General features: G+C 63.2%; 16 protein-coding genes and 1 other RNA gene. 5 read left to right on the top strand and 12 right to left on the bottom strand.

Features of this window, described 5'->3' with window-relative positions; all coding sequences use genetic code 11:
• The 3 genes from OX462_RS19860 to OX462_RS19870 all read right to left on the bottom strand — a co-directional run bounded on the left by OX462_RS19860 (position 1) and on the right by OX462_RS19870 (position 3395).
• Entirely contained in the window at positions 1 to 1173 is a 1173-nt protein-coding gene (locus tag OX462_RS19860; protein WP_070291390.1) for an EAL and HDOD domain-containing protein, read from the bottom strand.
• 205 nt (positions 1174 to 1378) lie between these two features.
• Entirely contained in the window at positions 1379 to 2008 is a 630-nt protein-coding gene (locus tag OX462_RS19865; protein ID WP_409026879.1) for a response regulator transcription factor, read from the bottom strand.
• A gap of 16 nt (positions 2009 to 2024) precedes the next feature.
• Positions 2025 to 3395 (bottom strand): cache domain-containing protein, encoded by a 1371-nt coding sequence (locus tag OX462_RS19870; RefSeq protein ID WP_409026880.1) that lies wholly within the window; start codon positions 3393 to 3395, stop codon positions 2025 to 2027.
• A 246-nt stretch (positions 3396 to 3641) separates the two neighbouring features.
• On the opposite strand from OX462_RS19870, the gene OX462_RS19875 reads away from it, so the two are divergent.
• The 4 genes from OX462_RS19875 (at position 3642) to OX462_RS19890 (ending at position 11321) form a co-directional block, all read left to right on the top strand.
• Complete coding sequence (locus OX462_RS19875) at positions 3642 to 5702, top strand: carbon starvation CstA family protein (RefSeq protein ID WP_070291392.1); 2061 nt, start codon at positions 3642 to 3644, stop codon at positions 5700 to 5702.
• Positions 5702 to 5902 (top strand): YbdD/YjiX family protein, encoded by a 201-nt coding sequence (locus OX462_RS19880; RefSeq protein WP_010396213.1) that lies wholly within the window; start codon positions 5702 to 5704, stop codon positions 5900 to 5902. Before OX462_RS19875 ends, OX462_RS19880 begins: the two co-directional genes overlap by 1 nt.
• Before the next feature lie 375 nt (positions 5903 to 6277).
• The gene (locus OX462_RS19885) at positions 6278 to 9160 is read left to right on the top strand and encodes a hybrid sensor histidine kinase/response regulator (RefSeq protein ID WP_121668839.1); all 2883 of its coding nucleotides are present in this window, start codon (positions 6278 to 6280) and stop codon (positions 9158 to 9160) included.
• Between the two features lies 1 nt (position 9161).
• Positions 9162 to 11321 (top strand): putative bifunctional diguanylate cyclase/phosphodiesterase, encoded by a 2160-nt coding sequence (locus OX462_RS19890; RefSeq protein ID WP_409026881.1) that lies wholly within the window; start codon positions 9162 to 9164, stop codon positions 11319 to 11321.
• On the opposite strand, the gene OX462_RS19895 is transcribed toward OX462_RS19890, so the two are convergent.
• The 7 genes from OX462_RS19895 to ubiD all read right to left on the bottom strand — a co-directional run bounded on the left by OX462_RS19895 (position 11290) and on the right by ubiD (position 19189).
• Entirely contained in the window at positions 11290 to 12423 is a 1134-nt protein-coding gene (locus OX462_RS19895; RefSeq protein WP_409026882.1) for an esterase-like activity of phytase family protein, read from the bottom strand. The two genes, OX462_RS19890 and OX462_RS19895, sit on opposite strands and share 32 nt — an antisense overlap.
• 202 nt (positions 12424 to 12625) lie before the next feature.
• Positions 12626 to 13846 carry a CaiB/BaiF CoA transferase family protein gene (locus OX462_RS19900; protein ID WP_409026883.1) on the bottom strand — a complete coding sequence of 407 codons (1221 nt, stop codon included), beginning with the start codon at positions 13844 to 13846 and terminating at the stop codon, positions 12626 to 12628.
• Positions 13847 to 13853: 7 nt separating this feature from the next.
• Positions 13854 to 14444: a recombination mediator RecR gene (recR, locus tag OX462_RS19905; RefSeq protein ID WP_034786598.1), complete on the bottom strand. Its 591-nt coding sequence runs from the start codon at positions 14442 to 14444 to the stop codon at positions 13854 to 13856.
• 47 nt (positions 14445 to 14491) lie between these two features.
• Complete coding sequence (locus tag OX462_RS19910; RefSeq protein ID WP_034759121.1) at positions 14492 to 14818, bottom strand: YbaB/EbfC family nucleoid-associated protein; 327 nt, start codon at positions 14816 to 14818, stop codon at positions 14492 to 14494.
• Between the two features lie 40 nt (positions 14819 to 14858).
• Positions 14859 to 17171, bottom strand: coding sequence for a DNA polymerase III subunit gamma/tau (gene dnaX / locus OX462_RS19915; RefSeq protein ID WP_409026884.1), 2313 nt, complete (start codon positions 17169 to 17171; stop codon positions 14859 to 14861).
• Between the two features lie 238 nt (positions 17172 to 17409).
• An RNA gene (gene ffs / locus OX462_RS19920) (signal recognition particle sRNA small type) lies at positions 17410 to 17508 on the bottom strand.
• A 196-nt stretch (positions 17509 to 17704) separates the two neighbouring features.
• Positions 17705 to 19189, bottom strand: coding sequence for a 4-hydroxy-3-polyprenylbenzoate decarboxylase (gene ubiD, locus OX462_RS19925; RefSeq protein ID WP_409026885.1), 1485 nt, complete (start codon positions 19187 to 19189; stop codon positions 17705 to 17707).
• Positions 19190 to 19667: 478 nt separating this feature from the next.
• Here ubiD and OX462_RS19930 point away from each other — a divergent pair, with 478 nt between their 5' ends.
• Positions 19668 to 20588 carry a transglycosylase SLT domain-containing protein gene (locus OX462_RS19930; protein WP_409026886.1) on the top strand — a complete coding sequence of 307 codons (921 nt, stop codon included), beginning with the start codon at positions 19668 to 19670 and terminating at the stop codon, positions 20586 to 20588.
• A 120-nt stretch (positions 20589 to 20708) separates the two neighbouring features.
• Here OX462_RS19930 and nusB read toward each other — a convergent pair whose 3' ends face one another.
• Positions 20709 to 21179, bottom strand: a complete 471-nt coding sequence (gene nusB, locus OX462_RS19935; RefSeq protein WP_070219581.1) for a transcription antitermination factor NusB — start codon at positions 21177 to 21179, stop codon at positions 20709 to 20711.
• 202 nt (positions 21180 to 21381) lie between these two features.
• Positions 21382 to 21864: a 6,7-dimethyl-8-ribityllumazine synthase gene (ribH, locus tag OX462_RS19940; RefSeq protein WP_070219579.1), complete on the bottom strand. Its 483-nt coding sequence runs from the start codon at positions 21862 to 21864 to the stop codon at positions 21382 to 21384.
• Positions 21865 to 21885 lie beyond the last annotated feature (21 nt).

Here is a 21885-nt window from a genome sequence, read left to right on the forward strand (position 1 = left end):
CTAGAGATTCCGGCTGACCTGGATGGCCCATTGGTAGGCCTGCAGCAGGCTGCGCCAATAGGTTTCTCCATCGATGCCGGCGCGGCGCAAGCCGTCGGGCGGCGGCGTGGCGCTTTCGACCAGCGCCAGCAAGGTGCCCAGCTCGCCATTACGTTCGAGCAAGGCCGTGCTCACTTCGGGCGCCAGGTTCAGGGTGGCGATGATGTCTTCCATCGGCATGCCCAGCAGGACGTCGAGCAGGGAAAACACGCCTGCCATGAAGGCCAGGTCTTGCGCGTCGCGGTCGCCGCCGCGCAGCTGGCACAGCGCTTCCATCTGCGCCGCGCGCACGGCCGCCAGCGGCAGCAGCGCGTGGATCTTGCCATCGTCTTGCTGGCGCGCATACAGCAGCAGCTGCAGCCAGCGCTGCAGCTGGCGCCGGCCCAGCAGGGTGATGGCCTGGCTGAAGCTGCTAATCGGCGCCGTGAAACCGAAGGCGGCGGAATTGACCAGTTTTAATAGATGATAGCTGAGCGATGGGTCTTGCTTGAGCGGCACTTCCAGCTCGTGCGCGTCGGCATCGCGGGCCAGCAGGCCCAGCAGCGCCAGCACGCGGCGGCGCGACGTGGCGTCTTCCGGCTCGCTTTGCTGGCGCGCATGGTGCAGGGCGTAATCGCCGGCAAACCAGCTCACGCCGAGTTCTTGCAATTCGGCAATCTGCCCCGCGTCGGCGATGTTGTAGGCCAGGTGCGGCCCCGGCAAGGGCAGCAGCTGATGCAGGGCCGGGCGGGCGCCGGCCGCGTCAAAGCTCAGCGCACGCGCATCGACCTGCGCCGCCGTCACGGGACCGGCCTCGGCGCCATCGAGCAGGATGCGGTAGCCGGCGTCGCGCCATTGCCGGCATTTTTTCTGCAGCGCTTTGTCGTCGGCAAGATGGGCAGGCAAACGGAAGATGGTGCGTTGCGGCGCCAGTTGCGCCAGCACGGCCTCGTCCACGCCATGCGGGTCGGCCAGGGGAATGATGCAGTCGAGCGGCGCCAGGAAGGCATACGCATCGGCGGCGGCCAGCGCCGCCAGCAACGACGCCGTCGAGGCCTGCGGTACATGCAGGGTAACAGCGACCCACTCGTTATGAGCATTGGCTACTGCTTGTAATCCCACCAACGGAAACAGGTTTGATTCAGACGCTGACATCGGTATCTCAGTGTGGGTAGGGCGCCATAGTAAATAAACTGACCAGCATTGGCAACCCTGGCCCGACAGGGATGCCATTTCGACAGCGAGATTCATTCTATCCGAATCTCACCCATGAAACAGTTTAATTTTGGCAATAAATATTCAAAAAGAACATTCCCCCGCGAGACCCGCCTGGCATGCGGGTGCCGCCGCGCGCGCCTTCTCAGGCGCTGCCGCCCTGTGCATGCTCGACCGCATATTTGATCAATTCGGCCTGCCCTTCGATGCCGAGCTTGCGCTTGATGTTCAGCCGGTGCGTCTCCACCGTGCGCACGCTCAGGTCCAGCACGCGGGCGATCTGCTTGTTCGACTGGCCCGCCGCGATGTGCTGCAGCACTTGCTGCTCGCGCGTGGTGAGGAAGGAATCGTGGACTTGCGGGCGCGACAGCTGCCGCGCCAGCGCCGCACTGTAATAAATGCCGCCGGACATCACCGTCTCGATGGCAAACACGATATCTTTCCCTGGGGCATCTTTGAGTACATAGCCGCGCGCGCCCGCGGCGATGGCTTGCGACACGTATTCGAGCTTGTCGTGCATGGACAGGATCAGCACGGCAATCTGCGGAAACGCCTGCTTGAACTGCGCCGTCGCCTCGATGCCGTTCGTGCCGCGCATATTAATATCCATCAACACGAGGTCCACCTGGTGTGCGCGCGCCTGGGCCAGCGCTTCGTCGGCGCCGCCCGCCTCGGCCACCACGTCGAAATGCGCCACCGCTTCCAGGCGCGCGCGCAAGCCGTCGCGCACGAGGGGGTGGTCGTCCACCAGCAGGATGTTGATCTTCTCGGTCATGGTTGCGTATCTGTTCTTAGTGGGTGGATGAAAGGGCGAGCCGCGCCAGCACCACGGTGCCGGCCGGGGACGAGGTGATGTGCAGGCTGCCGCCGATGGCTTCCATGCGTTCCGTCATGTTGCGCAGGCCGATGCCGCGCTGCGGATGCAGGGCGATGCCGTCAAAGTCGAAGCCGCCGCCGTTATCCTCGATGCGCAATTCCACGGCCTTGCCCGCCTCGCGCAGGCTCACTTCCACGCCGCGGGCGTGGGCATGGCGCTCGCAATTGGTCAGCGCTTCCTGGGCGATGCGGAACAGCACGGTATTCACCATGTCGGGCAAGCCCTCGCCCGCCGCCGCCGGACTGGCCGTGAAACTGGCTTGCGCGCTGCTGCTGTCGTTAAATTCATGCACCAGGTGGTCGAGCGCGGCGGCCAGGCCCAAGTCGTCGAGGATGGCCGGGCGCAGGTTGTGCGAAATGCGCCGCACCTCGCCCAGCACCTTGTTCAGCTGCTCGGCGGCACGCTCGAACGTGGCCGGCGCCTTGTCTTTCTGTTCCGCATTGCCGGCCAGACGCGCGATGCCCGCCTCGATCTGCAGCTTGATCGACACCAGCCACTGGCTGATGCCGTCATGCAAGTCACGCGACAGCCGCGCCCGCTCTTCTTCCTGCGATTCGACCACCCTCTGCGCCAGCACTTTCAGCTTGGCATCGGCCACGCGCAGTTCGCGCAAGTTCAGCACGAGGCCGCAGGCGGCGACCAGCAGGGAGCCGAGGATGGCGATGGCGGCGATCAACTCCATGGTCGAGCGGATATTGCGCGACTGCTGGGCGTCGACCTTGGCCAGCGCCTGGTCCACGTCGTCCATATAAATACCGGTCCCCATCATCCAGCCCCACTCCGGCATCAGGATCACATAGCCGAGCTTGGGCGCGGACTTGTTGGTCGACGGCTTGATCCAGTTGTAGCGCTCGAAACCACCGCCGCTCTTCGCCCGCTGCATCAGGCGCTGGATGGTCAGATTGCCCTCGGCGTCGCGCAGCTCCCACAGATTCTGCCCCACCAGCTCGGGCTGGCGCGGATGCATCAGCGACTTGCCCTGCAAATCGTAGATGAAGAAATAGCCGTCGTCGCCATAGCTGAGGGCGGACAGGATGCGCTTGGCCTCCTCTTGCGTGGCGTCATCCTTGCGGCCAGAACCATATAACGAGGCGATGGAATGGCTGGCCAGGGTCACGTAATGCTTGAGCTCGGCTTCCTTGCTGGCCAGGTACGCTTGCTGGATGGTGGCGCGCTGCTGCTCGGCCAGGGTGATCGCCTGGTGCCGCACGGCAAACGCAATGGCGCACAGGGCGAGGATGAGCGGCGTGAGGGCCAGGAAGATGACTTTCTGTCTGAGTTTCATGGCCTTGCGCGCTCCGGCGGCGTCGATGCTGGTGGGAATGGGTGATTTTACGTCGCGGCGCGGCGATCGGTCTGCGTAGTAATACTGAGCGTTACTGCGTAGTGCTGCGCTTGCGGCAATTATACGATTCCTGAATACTCGCCATAAGCTGCAGATACACCAAAAGTAACATCCAAACTGGCGACGACCAGGCTCGGCAGCACACATCATCGCACGGCACAGCGCCCGTCAATCTCTGGAGGAAGCATGAACCGCATTTTCAAACAGCTCGGCTGGGCAGCGCTTGCGCTGGCAGGCGCCGGGTCCCTGGGCGTTGTCGCCCTGCAACGTGGCGAACCGATCAGCGCGATCTGGATCGTCATCGCCGCCGTCTGCGTCTATCTGATCGCCTACCGTTTCTACAGCCTGTTCATCGCCGACAAGGTGCTGGGCCTCGATGCACGCCGCATGACGCCCGCGTTCAAGCACAACGATGGCCTCGACCACGTGCCGACCAACAAATATGTGCTGTTCGGCCACCATTTCGCGGCGATTGCCGGCGCCGGCCCCCTGGTCGGGCCCGTGCTGGCCGCGCAGATGGGCTATCTGCCCGGCATGCTGTGGATTTTGGCGGGCGTCGTGTTTGCCGGCGCCGTGCAGGATTTCATCGTGCTGTTCATTTCCATGCGCCGCGATGGCCGTTCCTTGGGCGACCTGATCAAGGCTGAACTGGGCGAAATTCCCGGCATGATCGCTCTGCTCGGCTGCTTCATGATCATGGTCATCATCCTGGCCGTGCTGGCACTGATCGTCGTCAAGGCTCTGACGGGCTCGCCTTGGGGCAGCTTCACCGTGATGGCGACGATTCCCATCGCCCTGTTCATGGGCGTGTACTCGCGCTTCATCCGCGTGGGCCGCATCGGCGAAATCTCCATCATCGGCTTTGTCTTGCTGATGCTGGCCATCATCGGCGGCCAATACGTGCAGGAACATGCCGTTCTCGGCCCGATGTTCACGTTCACGGGCACGGAACTGACGTGGATGCTGATCGGCTACGGCTTCATCGCTTCCGTCCTGCCCGTGTGGCTGCTGCTGGCGCCGCGCGACTACCTGTCGACTTTCCTGAAAATCGGCACGATTCTGGGCCTGGCCATCGGCATCATCGTCGTCGCGCCTTACCTGAAAATGCCGGCCATGACCAAGTTCATCGACGGCTCCGGCCCCGTCTGGTCGGGCAATCTGTTCCCCTTCCTGTTCATCACGATCGCCTGCGGCGCCGTTTCCGGCTTCCACGCGCTGATTTCCTCGGGCACCACGCCGAAGATGATTGAAAACGAAAGCCACGCCCGCTTCATCGGCTACGGCGCCATGCTGATGGAATCGTTCGTGGCCATCATGGCTCTGGTGGCCGCCTCGACCATCGAGCCGGGCATCTATTTCGCCATGAACAGCCCGGCCGCCCTGATCGGCACCACGGCGGAATCGGCCGCCCAGGCGATTTCGCAGTGGGGCTTCTATGTCACGCCGGAAATGCTGACGCAAACGGCCAAGGACGTTGGCGAGCACAGCATCATTTCGCGCGCGGGCGGCGCACCGACCCTGGCCGTGGGCATGGCGCAGATCCTGTCCGGCGCCATCGGCGGCAAGGCCATGATGGCCTTCTGGTACCACTTCGCCATCCTGTTCGAAGCGCTGTTCATCCTGACGGCCGTCGATGCGGGCACACGTGCCGGCCGCTTCATGCTGCAAGACTTGCTGGGCAGCTTCGTGCCAGCGCTGAAACAGACGGAAAACGTCATCGCCAACCTGCTGGCCACGGGCCTGTGCGTGGCGGCCTGGGGCTACTTCCTGTACCAGGGCGTGGTCGATCCATTGGGCGGCATCAACACCCTGTGGCCGCTGTTCGGCATCGCCAACCAGATGCTGGCGGCGATTGCACTGATCCTCGGCACGTGCGTGCTGTTCAAGATGAAGCGTGGCCAATATGCATGGGTCACCATCACGCCGACGATCTGGCTGCTGCTGTGCACCTTGACGGCGGGCTGGCAAAAGATTTTCGACGCCAATCCGCGCGTCGGTTTCCTCGCGCATGCGAAGAAATACTCGGCGGCCCTCGATGAAGGCACCCTGCTGGCGCCGGCCAAGTCCGTGGCGCAGATGCGCCAGATCATCTTCAACGACTACCTCGACGCCGGCCTGGCCGCCTTCTTCGTGGTGGTCGTCGTCAGCGTGCTGTTCTTCGGCATCCGCACCATCATGAAGGCGCGCGCCGACAGCAAACCGAGCACCAAGGAAACGCCGTTCCAGGCCATGCCCACGGTGCAATGATGATCGATGAAATCATCAAGGCTGGACGGTATCTGGGGCAAAGCATGCGGCTCATGTGCGGCTTGCCCGAGTACGACACCTATGTGGCGCACCGGGAAGTGACCCATCCCGGCGAGCCGATGATGACGTATGAAGAGTTTTTCCGCGAACGGCAGGAAGCCCGCTACGGCGGGGCGGGAAAACGTGGAGGTTGTTGTTAATAGTATGGTCAGTCCCTTCGGGATCGGCATGTGCCCCATTGGGACACATGCCCCCTCCTGGGTCTGCCCCCGGCCTTTCAGGGGTTTAATTGCATCCCCAAAAGCAAATACCGGGGTCAGTTGCGTAGGTCGGATTAGCTCGTAGAGCGTAATCCGACAACATCGTTGGCGCGGCCGGTGGTGGTGTCGGATACGCGCGGCTTTGCCGCGCTAATCCGACCTATGTGCTGCCCTCCGTTGTTTCATCTCGTATAAGTTCCCCTCCCCTCTCCTCCATTAGACCCACATCAATATCGGGATGTGTCTTCGCGTCTATATTTTTCCAATAGGAAATTAAAAAACAGTCAACAGGCCGACCGGAGAAGCGCCACAACCATGTTCAATTTCCAACGCTCCAGCATCAGCCAGAAGCTGACCATGATTTCGGTATTGTCGTCGGGCTGCGCGCTGCTGCTGGTGTTCGTGGCGTTTGCGCTGACTTCCGTGCTCAACCACAAGAACGATGAAGGCAAGCAACTGCTGTCGCTGGCGGGCGTGATCGGCGCGGCCAGCGCGGCGCCCATGCTGCTGGGCAAGCCGGCGCAGGCGCAGGCGGAACAGGTGCTGGCGGCACTGTCCGCGCGCGACGAGGTCGCCCAGGCGGCCCTGTTCGACAAGGGCGGGCGCCTGTTCGCCCTGTACCGCGCGCCGCAGCATGCGGACGGCCTGGCGGCGCCGGAAGACATGGACCCGGCCCTGCTGGCCGACATGGCCGTGCAGCCCGTCACGCAAGGCTCGGGCACGACCCTGGCGCCCGCCATGCGCTTGTACCGCCCCGTCTACCGGCCAGGCGAGCCGCAACAGATCATCGGCGCCGTGCTGATCGAGGCGGACCTGAACCACATGTGGCGCGACATCGGCCGCCACGTGGGCGCCATCGGCGGCGCCACCGTGCTGTCCTTCCTGATCGCCGTGTTCCTCGCGCGGCGCTTCAAGAGCGTGATCGCCGAACCGATCACCAAACTGATCGATACGGCGCAAAAAGTATCGAGCAGCCAGACCTACAGCCACCGCATCGCGCACCAGCGCAGCGACGAGCTTGGTGTGCTGATCGACAGTTTCAACGATATGCTGGCGCAGATCGACAGCCGCGACAGCACCCTGGCCAATTACCGCGACCAGCTCGAGCGCCAGGTGGGCGTGCGCACGGCGCAGCTGGAAAAGGCCAAGGATGCGGCCGAGGCGGCCAGCCAGGCGAAGAGCGCGTTTCTCGCCACCATGAGCCATGAGATCCGCACGCCCATGAACGGCGTGCTGGGCATGACGGAGTTGCTGCTGGCCAGCCCTTTGAGCCCGCAGCAGCGCCACTACACGAGCATGGTGCAGCGCTCGGGGCAGAATCTGCTGGTGATCATCAACGACATCCTCGACTTTTCCAAGATCGAGGCGGGCAAGCTGAGCGTGGAATACATCCGCTTCAATTTCCGCGAATTGCTCGACGACATAGAACACGTGTTCGCGCCGCAGGCGGAAGCGAAGAATATCAGCCTGGAATTCGACATCGCCTACGACATTCCGATCGCCATCTGCGGCGACCCGAACCGTTTGCGCCAGATCATCGTCAATCTGCTGGGCAACGCCATCAAGTTTACGGAAACGGGCAAGGTCACCGTGAAGGTGACCGTGTGCAGCGAAGACGCGCCCAGCGTGGGCTTGCGCTTCGAGGTACACGACACGGGCATCGGCGTATCAAACGAGGCGCAGACGCGCATCTTCGAATCGTTCTCGCAGGCGGACGGCTCGACCACGCGCAAGCACGGCGGCACGGGCCTGGGGTTGACGATCTCGAAACAGCTGGTGGAACTGATGGGCGGCACTATCGGCGTTGATAATGCTTTAACGCAAGGCTCGATCTTCTGGTTCGAAGTAAATTTCGATAAGCGGCGAGTCGACAGCGACGACCCCTCCTTCAACCTGAAAACCACGCGAGGGTTACGCGCCTTGATCGTCGACCACACACCCGCCACGCGCGCCGTGCTGGAGCGGCAACTGGCCAGCTGGCACATCGTCAGCGACAGCGCCGGCACGGCCAGCGACTGCCTGGCCAAGCTGCGCGCGGCGGCCCAGGCGGGCACGCCATATGGCGTGGCGCTGCTCGACATGGAATTGCCGCGCACCAGCGGCCTGGCCCTGGCCGCCACCATCAAGAGCGACCCGCTGCTGGCCGACCTCAAATTACTGCTGCTGAGCACGGAACAGGCGGCGGCCGACCCCGTGCAGCGGCGCGAGGCGGGCGTGGCCTTCCAGCTGATCAAGCCGGCCCGCGAATGCGATTTGTTCGACTGCATCGTCACGCCGCCGCGCGCCAGCGATAGCCTGCGCATCCATCCGCCGCACGCGGCGCGGCAGGTGGGCCGGCGCCAGCGCCGCCGCGTGCTGCTGGCCGAAGATAACCCCGTCAACGTGGAAGTGGCGCTGGCCATGCTCGACAGCCTGGGTCTGGACGTGGTCTGCGCGCGCAACGGCGAAGAAGCCCTGCAGGCGGCGCAGGCCGAGGATTTCGATCTGATCCTGATGGATTGCCAGATGCCCGTGATGGACGGCTTTGCCGCCACGGCGGAAATCCGCCGCCACGAACAGCAGTGCGGCCACGCGCGCGTGCTGCCCATCGTCGCCATCACGGCCAATGCGCTGCAGGGCGACCGCGAAGCATGCCTGGCGGCCGGCATGGACGATTACCTGAGCAAACCGTTCACGCAGCTGGACCTGGGCCACACGATTGCGCGCTGGATCACCCTGCCGCGCGCGGCCACCGTGCACCACAGCGAAGCGCCGGAGCCGCAGACGCCGCAAGAAGCGCCGCAGGAAGCGCCGCCCGGGCCGCCGCCCGAGGTGACGCCGCCATCCGCCGCCACGGCATCGGTCCAGCCGCTGAACCGGCAAGCGCTGGAAAACATCCGCGCCCTGTCGCACGCCGACGGCGATGCGCTGCTGGAACGGGTCATCCAGGCCTTTACCGGCGAGACGCCGCGCCAGTTGAGCGCCATGCGCGAAGCGATCGCCGGCGCGGACGCGGAAGCGCTGCGCAAGGTGGCGCACAGCCTCAAATCAGGCAGCGCCAACGTGGGCGCCGACGGCCTGGCGCAGCTGTGCAAGGAGATGGAAAAACTGGGCCGCGCCGGCAGCACCGAGGGCGCGGCTCCCCTGCTGCTGCAGATGCAGCAAGCCTTCCTGACCGTACGCGAATCGCTGAACGCCATCCTCGTGAAGGAACACTGACATGACAGCGCCCCTCTCCCCTCCCCGCGGCCTGGTGCTGGTGGCCGACGACGATCCCGTGATGCGCTTGCTGATGCGGCAAATGCTCACGCAAGTGGGCCTGGACGTGATCGAGGCCGAAGACGGCGTGCAGGCGCTGGCCAGCTACAAGCACAGCGGGCCGGACCTCGTCATGCTCGACGTCGACATGCCGGCCATGGACGGCTTTGCCGTGTGCCGCGAAATCCGCCACCAAGAAGTGGGCGGCACGGTGCCCGTCATCATGGTCACGGGCGGCGACGAACTGGAAGCCGTCACGCGCGCCTACGAGGTGGGCGCCACCGATTTCATTTCCAAACCCATCAACTGGCCCATCCTCGGGCACCGCGTGCTGTACGTGCTGCGCGCCAGCGACGCCATCGCCCGCCTGCGCATCGCCGACGCGCACAACCGCGCCGTGCTGGCCGCCATCCCCGACACCTTCTTCCGTCTCAACCGCGAAGGCTTTTATCTCGACTACGAACAGGGCCACGACGCCAGCGCCGGCTTTTCCATCAGCAACTGCGTGGGCAGCCATATCCGCGACGTGCTGCCGCCCGAAATCGCCGCGCGCCTGCTCGACAAGGCGCACGCGGTGCTGGCCACGCAGCACATCGGCTCGGTCGACTACACGCTCACGCACGAGGACAGCACGCGCCATTTCGAGGCACGCCTGGTGGCGACGGGGGCCGACGAGGTGCTGGGCCTGGTGCGCGACATCAGCGAGCGCAAGCGCACGGAAGAGCAGATCCGCCGCCTCGCCTATTGCGACAGCCTGACGGGCATCCCCAACCGCCAGGCCTTCCTGGAAACCCTGGAACGGGAACTGCTGCGTTCGAAAGAGCACGACAAGAAATTCGCCGTGCTGTTCATGGACCTGGACGCCTTCAAGCGCATCAACGACACCCTGGGCCACGACGTGGGCGACCATTTGCTCAAGGTGGTGTCCGAGCGCCTGCGCGAAACCATCCGCCCCAGCGACCTGGTGCTGCGCGCCGAGCACGAGTTCGAGGCGTCCTCCGGCGGCAGCAACCTGGCGCGCCTGGGCGGCGACGAATTCACGATCCTGATCCCCGACCTGGAGCGGGTGGAAGACGCGCTGAACGTGGCGCACCGTGTCAAGGAAGCCATGCGCCGGCCTTTCATGATCGAGGGGCACGAGATTTTCGTCACGGCCAGCATCGGCATCTCGCTGTATCCGGAAGATGGCGAGGACTGCAACTCGCTGTTGAAATATGCGGACACGGCCATGTATCACGCGAAGAACTGCGGCAAGAACAACGCCAAGCTGTACAGCTCCTCGCTGACGATGGAAATCATGAGCCACGTCAAGATGGAAGTGGGCTTGCGCAAAGCCTTGCAAAACAACGAACTGTATCTGCTGTACCAGCCGCAGATCGATGTGCCCAGCACGCAGATCGTGGGCGTGGAAGCGCTGGTGCGGTGGCGCCATCCGGAGCGGGGCATCATCTCGCCCACGGAATTCATCCCGCTGGCCGAAGAGACGGGACTGATCGTGCCCATCGGCGAATGGGTGCTGCGCACGGCCTGCAACCAGGCCAAGGCCTGGCAAAGCCATGGCGGGCGCGCCATCCGCATGGCCGTCAACCTGTCGGCCAAACAATTCAAGGATGAAAACCTGATGCAGATCGTGCTCTCGGCACTGGCCGACACGGGCCTCGATGCGCGCCTGCTGGAACTGGAATTGACGGAAGGTACCCTGATGGACGATGCGCGCGCCACCATGGTGACCCTGGAGCAATTGCGCGGCATCGGCGTCTACCTGTCCATCGACGACTTCGGCACGGGATATTCGTCGATGAATTATCTGAAGCGCTTCGACGTGCGGGCTTTAAAAATCGACAAGAGTTTTATCGCCGGCTTGCCGCAGGATACGGAAAATGCGGCCATCACGCGCGCCATCATCGCCATGGCGCACGGCTTGAAAATGGTGGTGGTGGCCGAGGGCGTGGAGACGGACGAGCAACTGCTGATGCTGGAAGAATACGGCTGCGACATGGCCCAGGGATACTTTTTAGGCCACCCGTCGCCGCACGACACGATCACGGCCATGCTGGCCAGGCAGGCGGGCCAGCTGGCCAGCCTGGAAACTAGAGCACTTCGAAGGCAAGGATTTGCGTGACTTGCTGCGGATTGAAATTGTCGTCGGAAATCACCACCAGGCTGCGGCGGCCGTTTTCCAGACGCGGCCCCCAGCTGATGCCTTCGATATTGTCGACCCGGGGCAGGCCGGTCTTTTCCAGGTCCAGCAGCAATCGCTTGCGCGCCGGCACATAAGCCGCGCCCGCCAGGGCCGGGATATCCCGGATATCGGTGGCGCCATCCGTCTCCATTTCGTAGATGCGCACGTGATTCGTGTACAGGCCGTTCGCGTTGGCCACGCCGGCCCGCTCCACCACCAGCACCTGATGGCCGTTCACCGCGAGGATTTCCGACACGCCATTGTCCGCCTCGCGCCCCGGTGCGGGCCGCGACGCCACGGGCTCAATCGGATACGCATACTGGCCCAGCACCTTGCCCGCGCGGTCCAATCGCGTGATGCGCACCACGGAGCCGTTGTCGGGCGTGGCCAACGGGCCGTCCTGGTACAGGGCCGCTTCCATGCCCAGCCACAAGCTCTTGCCATCGCTGGCAAACGACAGCGCTTCAAACGTCATGTTGTTGCGCGAGCCGATTTCTTCCTTCGAGACATTGAACATGGCGGGCGTGGGCAAGGTGGCGAGGAATTTTCCATCGCGGTCCGCATGGCGCACGAACGGATGCAAGCCCACTTTACGGTTGCCTTCGCTGCCGTACCACAGGCTGCCGTCCTGCGGATCGACGCGGATGGTTTCGATGTCGGGCACCTGGTCGCCCCGGTCCAGTTTTGCATGGGCCAGGTTCGGGTAGCGGCTGCCGTCGGGCTGCGTGAAGAAATGCACACTGCTCAAGGTCACGCCGGAGAACGCCTTGCTGTCGTAATTCAAGGCAGCACGGTAGAAGCGGGCCGGATTGATTTCCGAGCGGTCATCGCTTTCCATCACCCAAGTATTGCTCGCCGCATCGTAGTCGATGCCGGACAAGCCGCCCACCGTGGTGCCCTCGAACGCGTACTTAAGCGCGATGCGCTGCTCGCCGATCAGGCGCAGGCCGGTAATCGGCGCGTCGTGGGGAAAGCTGGCGCAGGCGGAGAGGAGGATAGTGCTGGATGCCAGGACAAGCGCGGTACGGAAAATTCGATGCATGACAGGTATCAGTGAGTTGCGTAGGTCGGCTTAGCGCGAAGCGCGTAAGCCGACAACATTGTTGGCTTGGCTGGTGGTGTCGGTAACGTGGCGTGGTGGTGTCGATAACGTGACGTGGTGGTTGTCGGATTACGCAGCTACGCCGCTAATCCGACCTACCCGACCTACCCCACCTAGCCGTCACTCATCTATCTGATCCTATCTATACCACCCCATCGGCCTTCAGTTGCGCGATGGCGGCGGCGTCATAGCCGAGCGACGCCAGCACCTCGTCGTTGTGCTGGCCCAGGGCCGGCCCCAGCCACTGCGTCTTGCCCGGCGTGGCCGACAGTTTCGGGCTGATGGCGGGCAATTTGACGGGCGTGCCGTCGGCGAAATGGTGCTGTTCGAACATGTCGCGGGCGAGAAATTGCGGATCGCTCATCATGTCGCGCACCGAGTAAATCTTCCCGGCCGGTACGTCGGCGGCCTTCAGCACGGCCAGCGCGCTGGCTATCGTGTGCGTGGCGCACCAGGCGCCGATGGCGTCGTCGATTTCCTGCGTGCGCGCCACCCGGCCGTCGTTGCGCGCCAGCTGCGGGTCGCCCGCCATGTCGATGCGGCCCATGGCCAGCATCAAGCGCTTGAAGATGGCGTCGCCATTACCCGCAATCACGATGTTTTCGCCGTCGCCCGTCGTGTAGGTATTCGAGGGCACGATGCCGGGCAGCGAGCCGCCCGTGCGCTCGCGCACCACGCCCGCCTGGTCGTATTCGGGCACCAAGGACTCCATCAGGTTGAACACGGATTCATACAGGGCCACGTCGACCATCTGCCCTTGCCCGCCGTCCCGCCCGCCCGTCACGTCGCGGTGGCGCAGCGCCATCATGGCGCCGATCACGCCGTGCAGGGCCGCCACCGAGTCGCCGATCGACACGCCGACCCGCACGGGCGGACGGTCGGCAAAGCCGGACACATAGCGCAAGCCGCCCATCGATTCGCCAATGGCGCCGAAGCCGGGCAAGTCCTTCATCGGCCCCGTCTGGCCAAAGCCGGACAGGCGCACCATGATCAGAGACGGCTTTTCCTTTTTCAGCTGTTCATAGCCGAGGTCCCACTTTTCCAGCACGCCGGGGCGGTAGTTCTCGATGATGATGTCCGCTTCCAGGGCCAGCTGGCGGGCGATTTCCCGCCCTTCCGGCGCCTTCAGGTTCAAGGTCAGACTTTTCTTGTTGCGCGCCTGCACCGACCACCACAGCGAGGTGCCGTCCTTCAGCACTCTCCAGGTACGGATGGGGTCGCCGCCATCGGGCGACTCGATCTTGATCACGTCGGCGCCGAATTCGGCCAGCATGCGGGCGCAGAACGGCCCCGCGATCAGGGTGCCCAGTTCCAGCACTTTAATGCCTTGCAATGGACCAGTGGTCGCGGAGGATTCTGTCATGTTGTGCTCAGGTTGCCCTGCGGTCGAGCATCGCGCGGGCAATCGTGCCCGCGTCGACGTATTCCAGTTCGCCACCCACGGGCACGCCGCGGGCCAGGCGGCTCACGCGCAAGCCCCGCGCCTTCAGCATTTCGCTGATGTAATGGGCCGTCGCTTCGCCTTCATTCGTGAAGTTGGTGGCCAGCACCACTTCACCGACCACGCCATCGTTGGCGCGGTTTAATAGTTTTTCGAGGTGGATATCTTTCGGGCCGATGCCGTCCAGCGGAGACAGTCGTCCCATGAGGACGAAATACAAGCCCTTGTAGGTCAGCGTCTGCTCGATCATCAGCTGGTCGGCGGGCGTTTCCACCACGCACAGCAAGCGCTTGTCGCGCTCTTCGTCGAGACAGGTCTCGCACACTTCATGTTCGGTAAAGGTGTTGCACAGGCCGCAGTGATGCACGGCATCGACGGCCTGGAACAAGGCGCGCGACAGCATGGCCGCGCCTTCCCTGTCGTGCTGCAACAAATGAAACGCCATCCGCTGCGCCGACTTGGGGCCGACGCCGGGCAGGCGCCGCAGCGCCTCGGTCAAAAATTCAAGCGACTTGGACATGGATCAACCCTGCCCCGTGCCATCGATCGGGCGCATGCGGTATTGCATCAGAATGGCATTTTGAAGCCGGCTGGCAAGTTCATGCCGCCGGTCAAGCCTGCCATTTTTTCCGCGGACGTCGCTTCCGCCTTGCGCACGGCGTCGTTGAAGGCGGCAGCCACCAGGTCTTCCAGCATGTCCTTGTCGTCGGCCAGCAGCGACGGGTCGATGGACACGCGCTTGACGTCGTTCTTGCACGTCATGACGATTTTCACGAGGCCGGCGCCGGACTGGCCTTCCACTTCCACCAGCGCCAGTTGTTCCTGGGCCTTTTTCATGTTGTCTTGCATTGCTTGCGCCTGCTTCATCAGGCCAGCCAGTTGATTTTTCATCATAAGAATGCTCCGTTAATTCAGTTTGTGAGTGTGTTAATCATCAATGCAGGGTCGGCGCGGCGGAGCCGGCCGGTGCAGGGGTAATCGTTCCCGGCACGACAAAAGCGTCGAATGCACGCTTCATGTCGAGCACAAAGGGATCGCTGGCGATGGTTGCTTCCGCGGCAAGCTGGCACGCCTCGCGGTGGGCCTGCGCTTCCGCGCTGGCCGTGTACCAGACGGCGCCCAGTTCCGTATCGACATTGACCTTGCGGCCGAAGCGCTCGCTCAGCGCGGCCGCCAGTTTTTCCACGTTGGCCGGGCTGCGCCACGTGTCGATCGGCACGCGCAGGCGGAACGTGGTGCTGTGGCCGTCGTGCAGGCATTCGATCAGCTCGGCCTGCACGGCCAGCTGCTGGGCCACGCCGCGCAGAGGCAGCACGGCGGCCACGGCCGGCCAGTTGCCGTCCCAGTCCAGGCCGGGAACGGGCGTGATCACATACGGCCCGCTGGGCGCTGCTTGCTTGGCGGCACGCTGCGGCATGACGACGGCGGGTTGCTCGCTGCCCTGCGCGGCGGGCGCGGACACGGCGGCAGAGGCGCTGTCGTCGGAAAATTCGGTAACCCACGGCGGCAAGTCGTCATCTGCTTGCTGCTGTGGCGGCGGCGCGGCAGGACGCGCAGGCGGCACCGGCGCGGGCGCTTCCATCACGGCCACGGGCGGCGCATCGTCCCACGGCGCCGGCGCTTGCGCGGCGGCCGGTGGCGGTGCCGCCTGGACGGGCGCGGCCGGGGCTGGCGCGGCGACTACGGCGGCCGGTGCCGGAGCGGCCGGCTTGGGCGCCGACGATGGCGCCGACGGCGCGCTGCCAGGACGGCCTTTCGAGGCGGCGCGGGCCGCTTCCAGCGCCGCATTGATGGCGGCGCGGGCGGAACTGATCGGGGCGCCCGATGCTGCCGGGGCAGCCGCAGGAACAGGAGCGGCGGGCGGCGGCGCCGCTGGTGCGGCTGCCGGGGCTGCTGCAGGTGCGGGTGCGGGTGCCGGTGCGGGCGCCGCTGCGCGTGGCGGCGGCGCTTCGCTGCGGGCCATGCTGGCGGCGGCTGCGGCCACAACGGCGGGCGGTGTCACGGCGGCATGGCTGGCCACGCTGTTCGTGGCGGCGCGGGCGGCCGGTGCGGATGCGCCGGCGGCGGCGCGCGCGGCGGCCACGGCGGCGGGACGATTGCCAGGAGCCGACGCAGGTGCGGCAGCCGGCACGCCTTCGGCGCCGCCTATGCCGGGCCGAAAGGCCAGCATGCGCAGCAAGGTCATGGTAAAGCCTGCGTATTCATCGGGCGCCAGGCCCAGTTCATTGCGGCCATGCACGGCGATCTGGTAAAACAGCTGCACTTCTTCCGCGTCGAAGGCGGCGGCCAGACGCACGATGTCCGCGTATTCGGGCAAATCCTGCGGCAAGGCAGCGGGCACGGTTTGCGCCAGCGCAATGCGGTGCAATAACGTGCCCAAATCCTGCAGGGCGCCGTTGTAGGACAGGCTGCGCGAGGCCATCTCGTCGGCCACGGCCAGCAAGTCGGCGCCATCCTGCTGCGCCAGCGCGTCGAGCAGGCGCACCAGGTAGGACTGGTCGAGCGCGCCCAGCATGCCTTGCACGGCGTCGAGCGTGACTTCGCCGGCCGCATACGCGATGGCCTGGTCCGTCAGGGACAGCGCGTCGCGCATGGAACCGTGGGCGCCCTGGGCCAGCAGGCGCAAGGCCGGCTGTTCGAAGGCGATGCCTTCCTGCCCCAGGATATTGTCCAGGTGGCTGATGATGTGGCCGGGCGGCATCTGCTTGAGGTTGAACTGCAGGCAGCGCGACAGCACGGTCACGGGTATCTTTTGCGGGTCCGTCGTGGCCAGGATGAACTTGACGTGCTCGGGCGGCTCTTCCAGCGTCTTCAGCATGGAATTGAAGGCGTGATTGGTCAGCATGTGCACCTCATCGATCATATAGACCTTGAAGCGCGCATTGCTGGGCGCGTAGACCGCCTGCTCCAGCAGTTGCGCCATTTCATCGACGCCGCGGTTCGACGCCGCATCCATCTCTATATAGTCGACAAAGCGTCCCGCGTCGATCGCCGTGCACGCTTCGCACACGCCGCAAGGCTGAGCCGTGATGCCGCCCGTGCCGTCGGGACCGATGCAATTGAGCGATTTGGCCAGGATGCGCGACAGGGTCGTCTTGCCGACGCCGCGCGTGCCCGTGAACAGGTAGGCGTGATGCAAGCGGCCGCTGTGCAAGGCATGCGTGAGCGCGCGCACGACGTGCTCCTGGCCGACGAGCGTCTCGAAATTCTTGGGGCGGTATTTACGGGCGAGGACTTGATAGGACATGCTGAGATTTTACCATGCGATTTTGCGGGTGATCCTGCGCGGCGGGCGCAAGCCTCATGGCCGGGCCAGGCAAACCTGGCAAACGCGGCAAAGCAGCAATTGTATAACATGGCCAGCTGGAAATATGGAAAACACGGCAAGCCCGGCAATGCTGCGGCGTCGCAGGAAAATGGCGCCGTAAAAGCAAAAAAGCTGCCCATGGCAGCTTGATTGTTGATCCTGATAAAACATTCCCGAAGGAGGCGAGCCTGATCTGCGGCACTCATGGTTAATAGCCGTGGCTGCTTCGTTCCCGACCTGACCAGGTTAGCCATGCCACGATGCGCAGGGGCCCGCCAGGGACAATTATAACCGACCTGCGCAAGATTGGGAAATTGCCGTCTCAATGCTGTGTACGTCGGCGCAGGTCGGCGTAGGTCGGCTTAGGCCGCAGGCCGTAAGCCGACACTGCTGAATACGCGGCCGACACTGCCAAGCCGCAACGTCGGGTTACGCGCCAGCGCTAACCCGACCTACCCCGACCTACCCAATACCTACAAACCCAGCTCTTGCCAGATGCCGTCCACCCTGGCCTTCACTTCCGGCGTCATGGCGATCGTCGTGCCCCACTCGCGCGTCGTTTCGCCCGGCCATTTATTTGTCGCATCGATGCCCATCTTGCTGCCCAGGCCGCTGACGGGCGAGGCAAAGTCCAGGTAATCGATGGGCGTATTGTCGACCAGGGTGGTGTCGCGAATCGGGTCGACCCGCGTGGTGATGGCCCAGATGACTTCTTTCCAGTCGCGGATATTCACGTCTTCGTCGACGACGACGATGAACTTGGTATACATGAACTGGCGCAAAAAGCTCCATACACCGAACATCACGCGCTTGGCGTGGCCCGCGTACTGTTTCTTGATCTGCACCACGGCCATGCGGTAGCTGCAGCCTTCGGGCGGCAGATAGAAATCCGTGATTTCGCTGAACTGCTTTTGCAGCAGCGGCACGAACACTTCGTTCAGGGCCAGGCCCAGCACGGCCGGTTCGTCCGGCGGTTTGCCTGTATACGTGGAGTGGTAGATCGGGTCGCGGCGCATGGTGATGCGGTCGATGGTAAACACGGGGAAACTGTCCTGCTCATTATAGTAGCCCGTGTGGTCGCCATACGGTCCTTCCAGCGCGTGCTCGTAGCCGCTCGGATGATTTTCGTCCGGGTAGATATGACCTTCGAGCACAATTTCGGCCGAGGCGGGCACGCGCAGCTCGCTGCCGATGGCTTTCACCAGCTCCGTGCGGCTGCCGCGCAGCAGGCCGGCGAACTGGTATTCGGACAGGCTGTCCGGCACCGGCGTGACGGCCCCTAATATAGTAGCGGGATCGGCACCGAGGGCGACGGCGATCGGATACGGCTTGCCCTTGCTCTGGATCGCATGCTCGCGGAAGTCCAGCGCCCCGCCCCGGTGCGCCAGCCAGCGCATGATGACCTTGTTACGTCCCAGCACTTGCTGGCGGTAGATGCCGAGGTTTTGCCGCTTCTTGTTCGGACCCTTGGTGATCACCAGGCCCCAGGTGATCAGGGGAGCGACGTCGCCGGGCCAGCAATGCTGGATCGGCAGGCGCGCCAGGTCGACGTCATTGCCCTCCCAGACGATTTCCTGGCATTTGGCGCCGCGCAACTCTTTCGGCGACATATCCCACACGGATTTCACCAAGGAACCCAGGCCCAGCAGATCCTTGAAATCCTTCGGCGGCTCCGGTTCCTTCAGGCGCGCCAGCACATGGCCGATCTTGCGCAATTCGCTGACGTCTTCCGCGCCCATGCCCAGCGCCACGCGGCGCGTGGTGCCGAACAGATTGCCCAGCACCGGCATGTCGTATCCCGTCGGATTGTTGAACAGCAAGGCCGGTCCGCCCGCGCGCAGGGTGCGGTCGCACACTTCCGTCATCTCTAAAATCGGTGAAATGGGGGTCGAAATGGGCTTAAGTTCACCCATTTGTTGCATTTGAGAAATAAAATCTCGTAAATCTGAATATTTCATGTGTTTTTAATTTTTTTTGACGTCGGACGCCGTTGCTGAAGGATCTATGCCAAGTAATTGATTTTATTGGCTTTTGGCACAATGCAAGTCAAAAAGTAAGACATAAAAGTAATAAAGAAACGATTCGTTAGTATTGACTTGATATAAAACGGCTTCTACAATTCGCCCAACTTGAAAGAGCACGCCGGCCCAGAGCTTGATTTTAGCGTTTCTCTTTCATTCACGGAGTCGGGGCTCCACATGACATTTTAAGGAGTGTTTTCAAAAGGCGTCTGCCTTACCCCCGGTAAAAGTTGTATTGCGACTGATCCAATACCAGCATGGGACCGATCAGCTCAAGCAAGCAATGACGGCGTTTCTCGCACGCATCCATACGCGGCGGAAACGATGATATTTCTGATGCACGGCATTGGCAGTACCCACAACACCGCGACACCGCGGAGGGACCGCCTGTTGACGCGACATTTCGGGGAACTCTATGACTCATCGTAGCACTGAAGCAGCATTGCCTGCTTCAACCGTGGCTGGCCAGCCAGCGTTGGCGCGTTTGCGCGCCCGCGCACAAGCCATTTCGGCACGTGGTGTTTTGACCACCGCGCAACACACACTGACAGTCTTCGGCATTTCCGCCCTGGCACTGATCGCCCTGCTGATGTTCCGCCCGGACCTGGGCAAGCAACTGACGCACAGCCTGTTCCCGCTGCCGATGGCAGAGGCGCAAGCCGTTGAAGCGCCGGCCCTGTCGGCCCTGATGGAAGCGCCGGCATCCGTGCAAACGGCCGCCGCCAGCGAAGCACCTTTGACCAAGGAAGAAAAAGCCTTGCTGGGCACGCAAAAGCAGCAGCAATGGGTCACCAACTGGCTCTCCAAGCGCTACCGCGTGGCCAACGATGCGACCAATATGCTCGTCTCGACGGCATACCTGACGGCCCGCGAAATCAAGCTGGACCCGCTGCTGATCCTGGCCGTGATGGCCATCGAATCGGGCTTGAACCCGTTCGCGGAAAGCCCCGTCGGCGCGCAAGGCTTGATGCAAGTCATGTCGAAAGTGCACCATGAGCGCTTCCAGGAAATGGGCGGCGTGCAGGCAGCCCTGAATCCCGTCGCCAACATCCGCGTCGGCTCCCTGATCCTGAAAGACTACGTCACGCGTGGCGGTTCCGTCGAAGCGGGTTTGAAAACCTATGTGGGCGCCGCCAACTTCGCCACCGACTCGGGCTACGGCTCGCGCGTGCTGGCCGAATACCGCCGCCTGAAACAAGTATCGGCCGGCCAGCGCGTGCCGACCACGACGCCGGTGATGGCATCGAACACGCCGGCGCCAGCCAAGGCGCCTGCAGCGGAAAGCGGCAACATTACCATCAAGATTGCACAGCACAACGAGATCGCCGGCCTGTGACCCTTTAAAAGCCCTCACAGGGGCATCCGAAAAGCAGCATCCAATGAAAAAGCCACCGCACGCAAGTGCCGGTGGCTTTTTTATTGCCCTGCGGCATCAGCCGCAGGATCTCCTACGTTATTACTTGCGCTTGTTGGCGTTGACTTCTTCCTCACGGAATTTCACTGCCAGCTTGTCCAGCACGCCGTTCACATATTTGTGACCGTCGATGCCGCCAAACGACTTGGCCAGCTCGACCGCTTCGTTGATGACGACGCGGTACGGAATTTCCATGTTGTTCTTCAGCTCGAACGCGCCGATCAGCAGGATGCCGTGTTCGATGGGCGACAGTTCCGCGATATTGCGGTCGATCAAGGGTGCCATGCTGTCGCGCAGCGCCAGCGAATCCTTGATGGCGCCGTACAGCAGCACCGTGAAATGATCGCCATCGGCCTTGTCGAAGCCGTGGGCCGCGCGAATATTGTTCACGACGGTGGTCGCGTCTTCATTGTTCAGCAGCCACTGGTACAAGCCCTGCAGCGCGAACTCGCGCGCGCGGTGACGCGGCGTGCGGTTCTTGCTGGGGTTGGCGAGCAAATTTTTCTCAGTCATGATTGTTACCTGTTCTTAAGTACGTGTTCACTACAAATTCCGGCGAGACAGCACGGCGCGCTTTTCAACGCGCCGCAGCCAACCGCGTGTCAGAACGTTCGAGAAAATGCTCAGAGCAAGGCGCGAGCCCGAAGACAGTACGAATGTACGACGAGGGCTTGCAACGCAGCTATGGGCGTTTTATCGGACGTTCACTACACGGCTAGTCCTCCTCGGATTCTTGCAACTCTTCTAGCGCTTGCGCTAAATTAGCCATTTCCACTGCCACGCGTGCCGCTTCAGCCCCTTTGACCAGCATGCGCACTTCCGCCTGCTCGTCGTTTTCCGTCGTCAACACTGCATTGGCGATGGGGATGCCGTAATCGAGACCGACGCGCGTGATGCCCGCGCCCGATTCGTTCGATACCAGCTCGAAGTGGTAGGTTTCACCGCGAATCACGGCGCCCAGTGCGATCAGGGCGTCGAATTGCTCGGTTTCTGCCATTTTTTGCAGAATCAGCGGGATTTCCAGGGCGCCCGGCACGGTCACGTGCAGGATATCTTCATCGGCCACGCCCAGCTTGCTCAACTCTTCCAGGCATGCCGACAGCAAGCCACCGCCGACGATTTCATTGAATCGTGCCTGGACGATACCGACGCGCAAACCTTCGCCGGCAAAATTGGTTTCATAGGTTCCTACGGTCATCATATGCCTCTTTAATCTGGT

The organism is Janthinobacterium aestuarii (genome assembly GCF_046113285.1).
Lineage (GTDB): Bacteria > Pseudomonadota > Gammaproteobacteria > Burkholderiales > Burkholderiaceae_D > Janthinobacterium.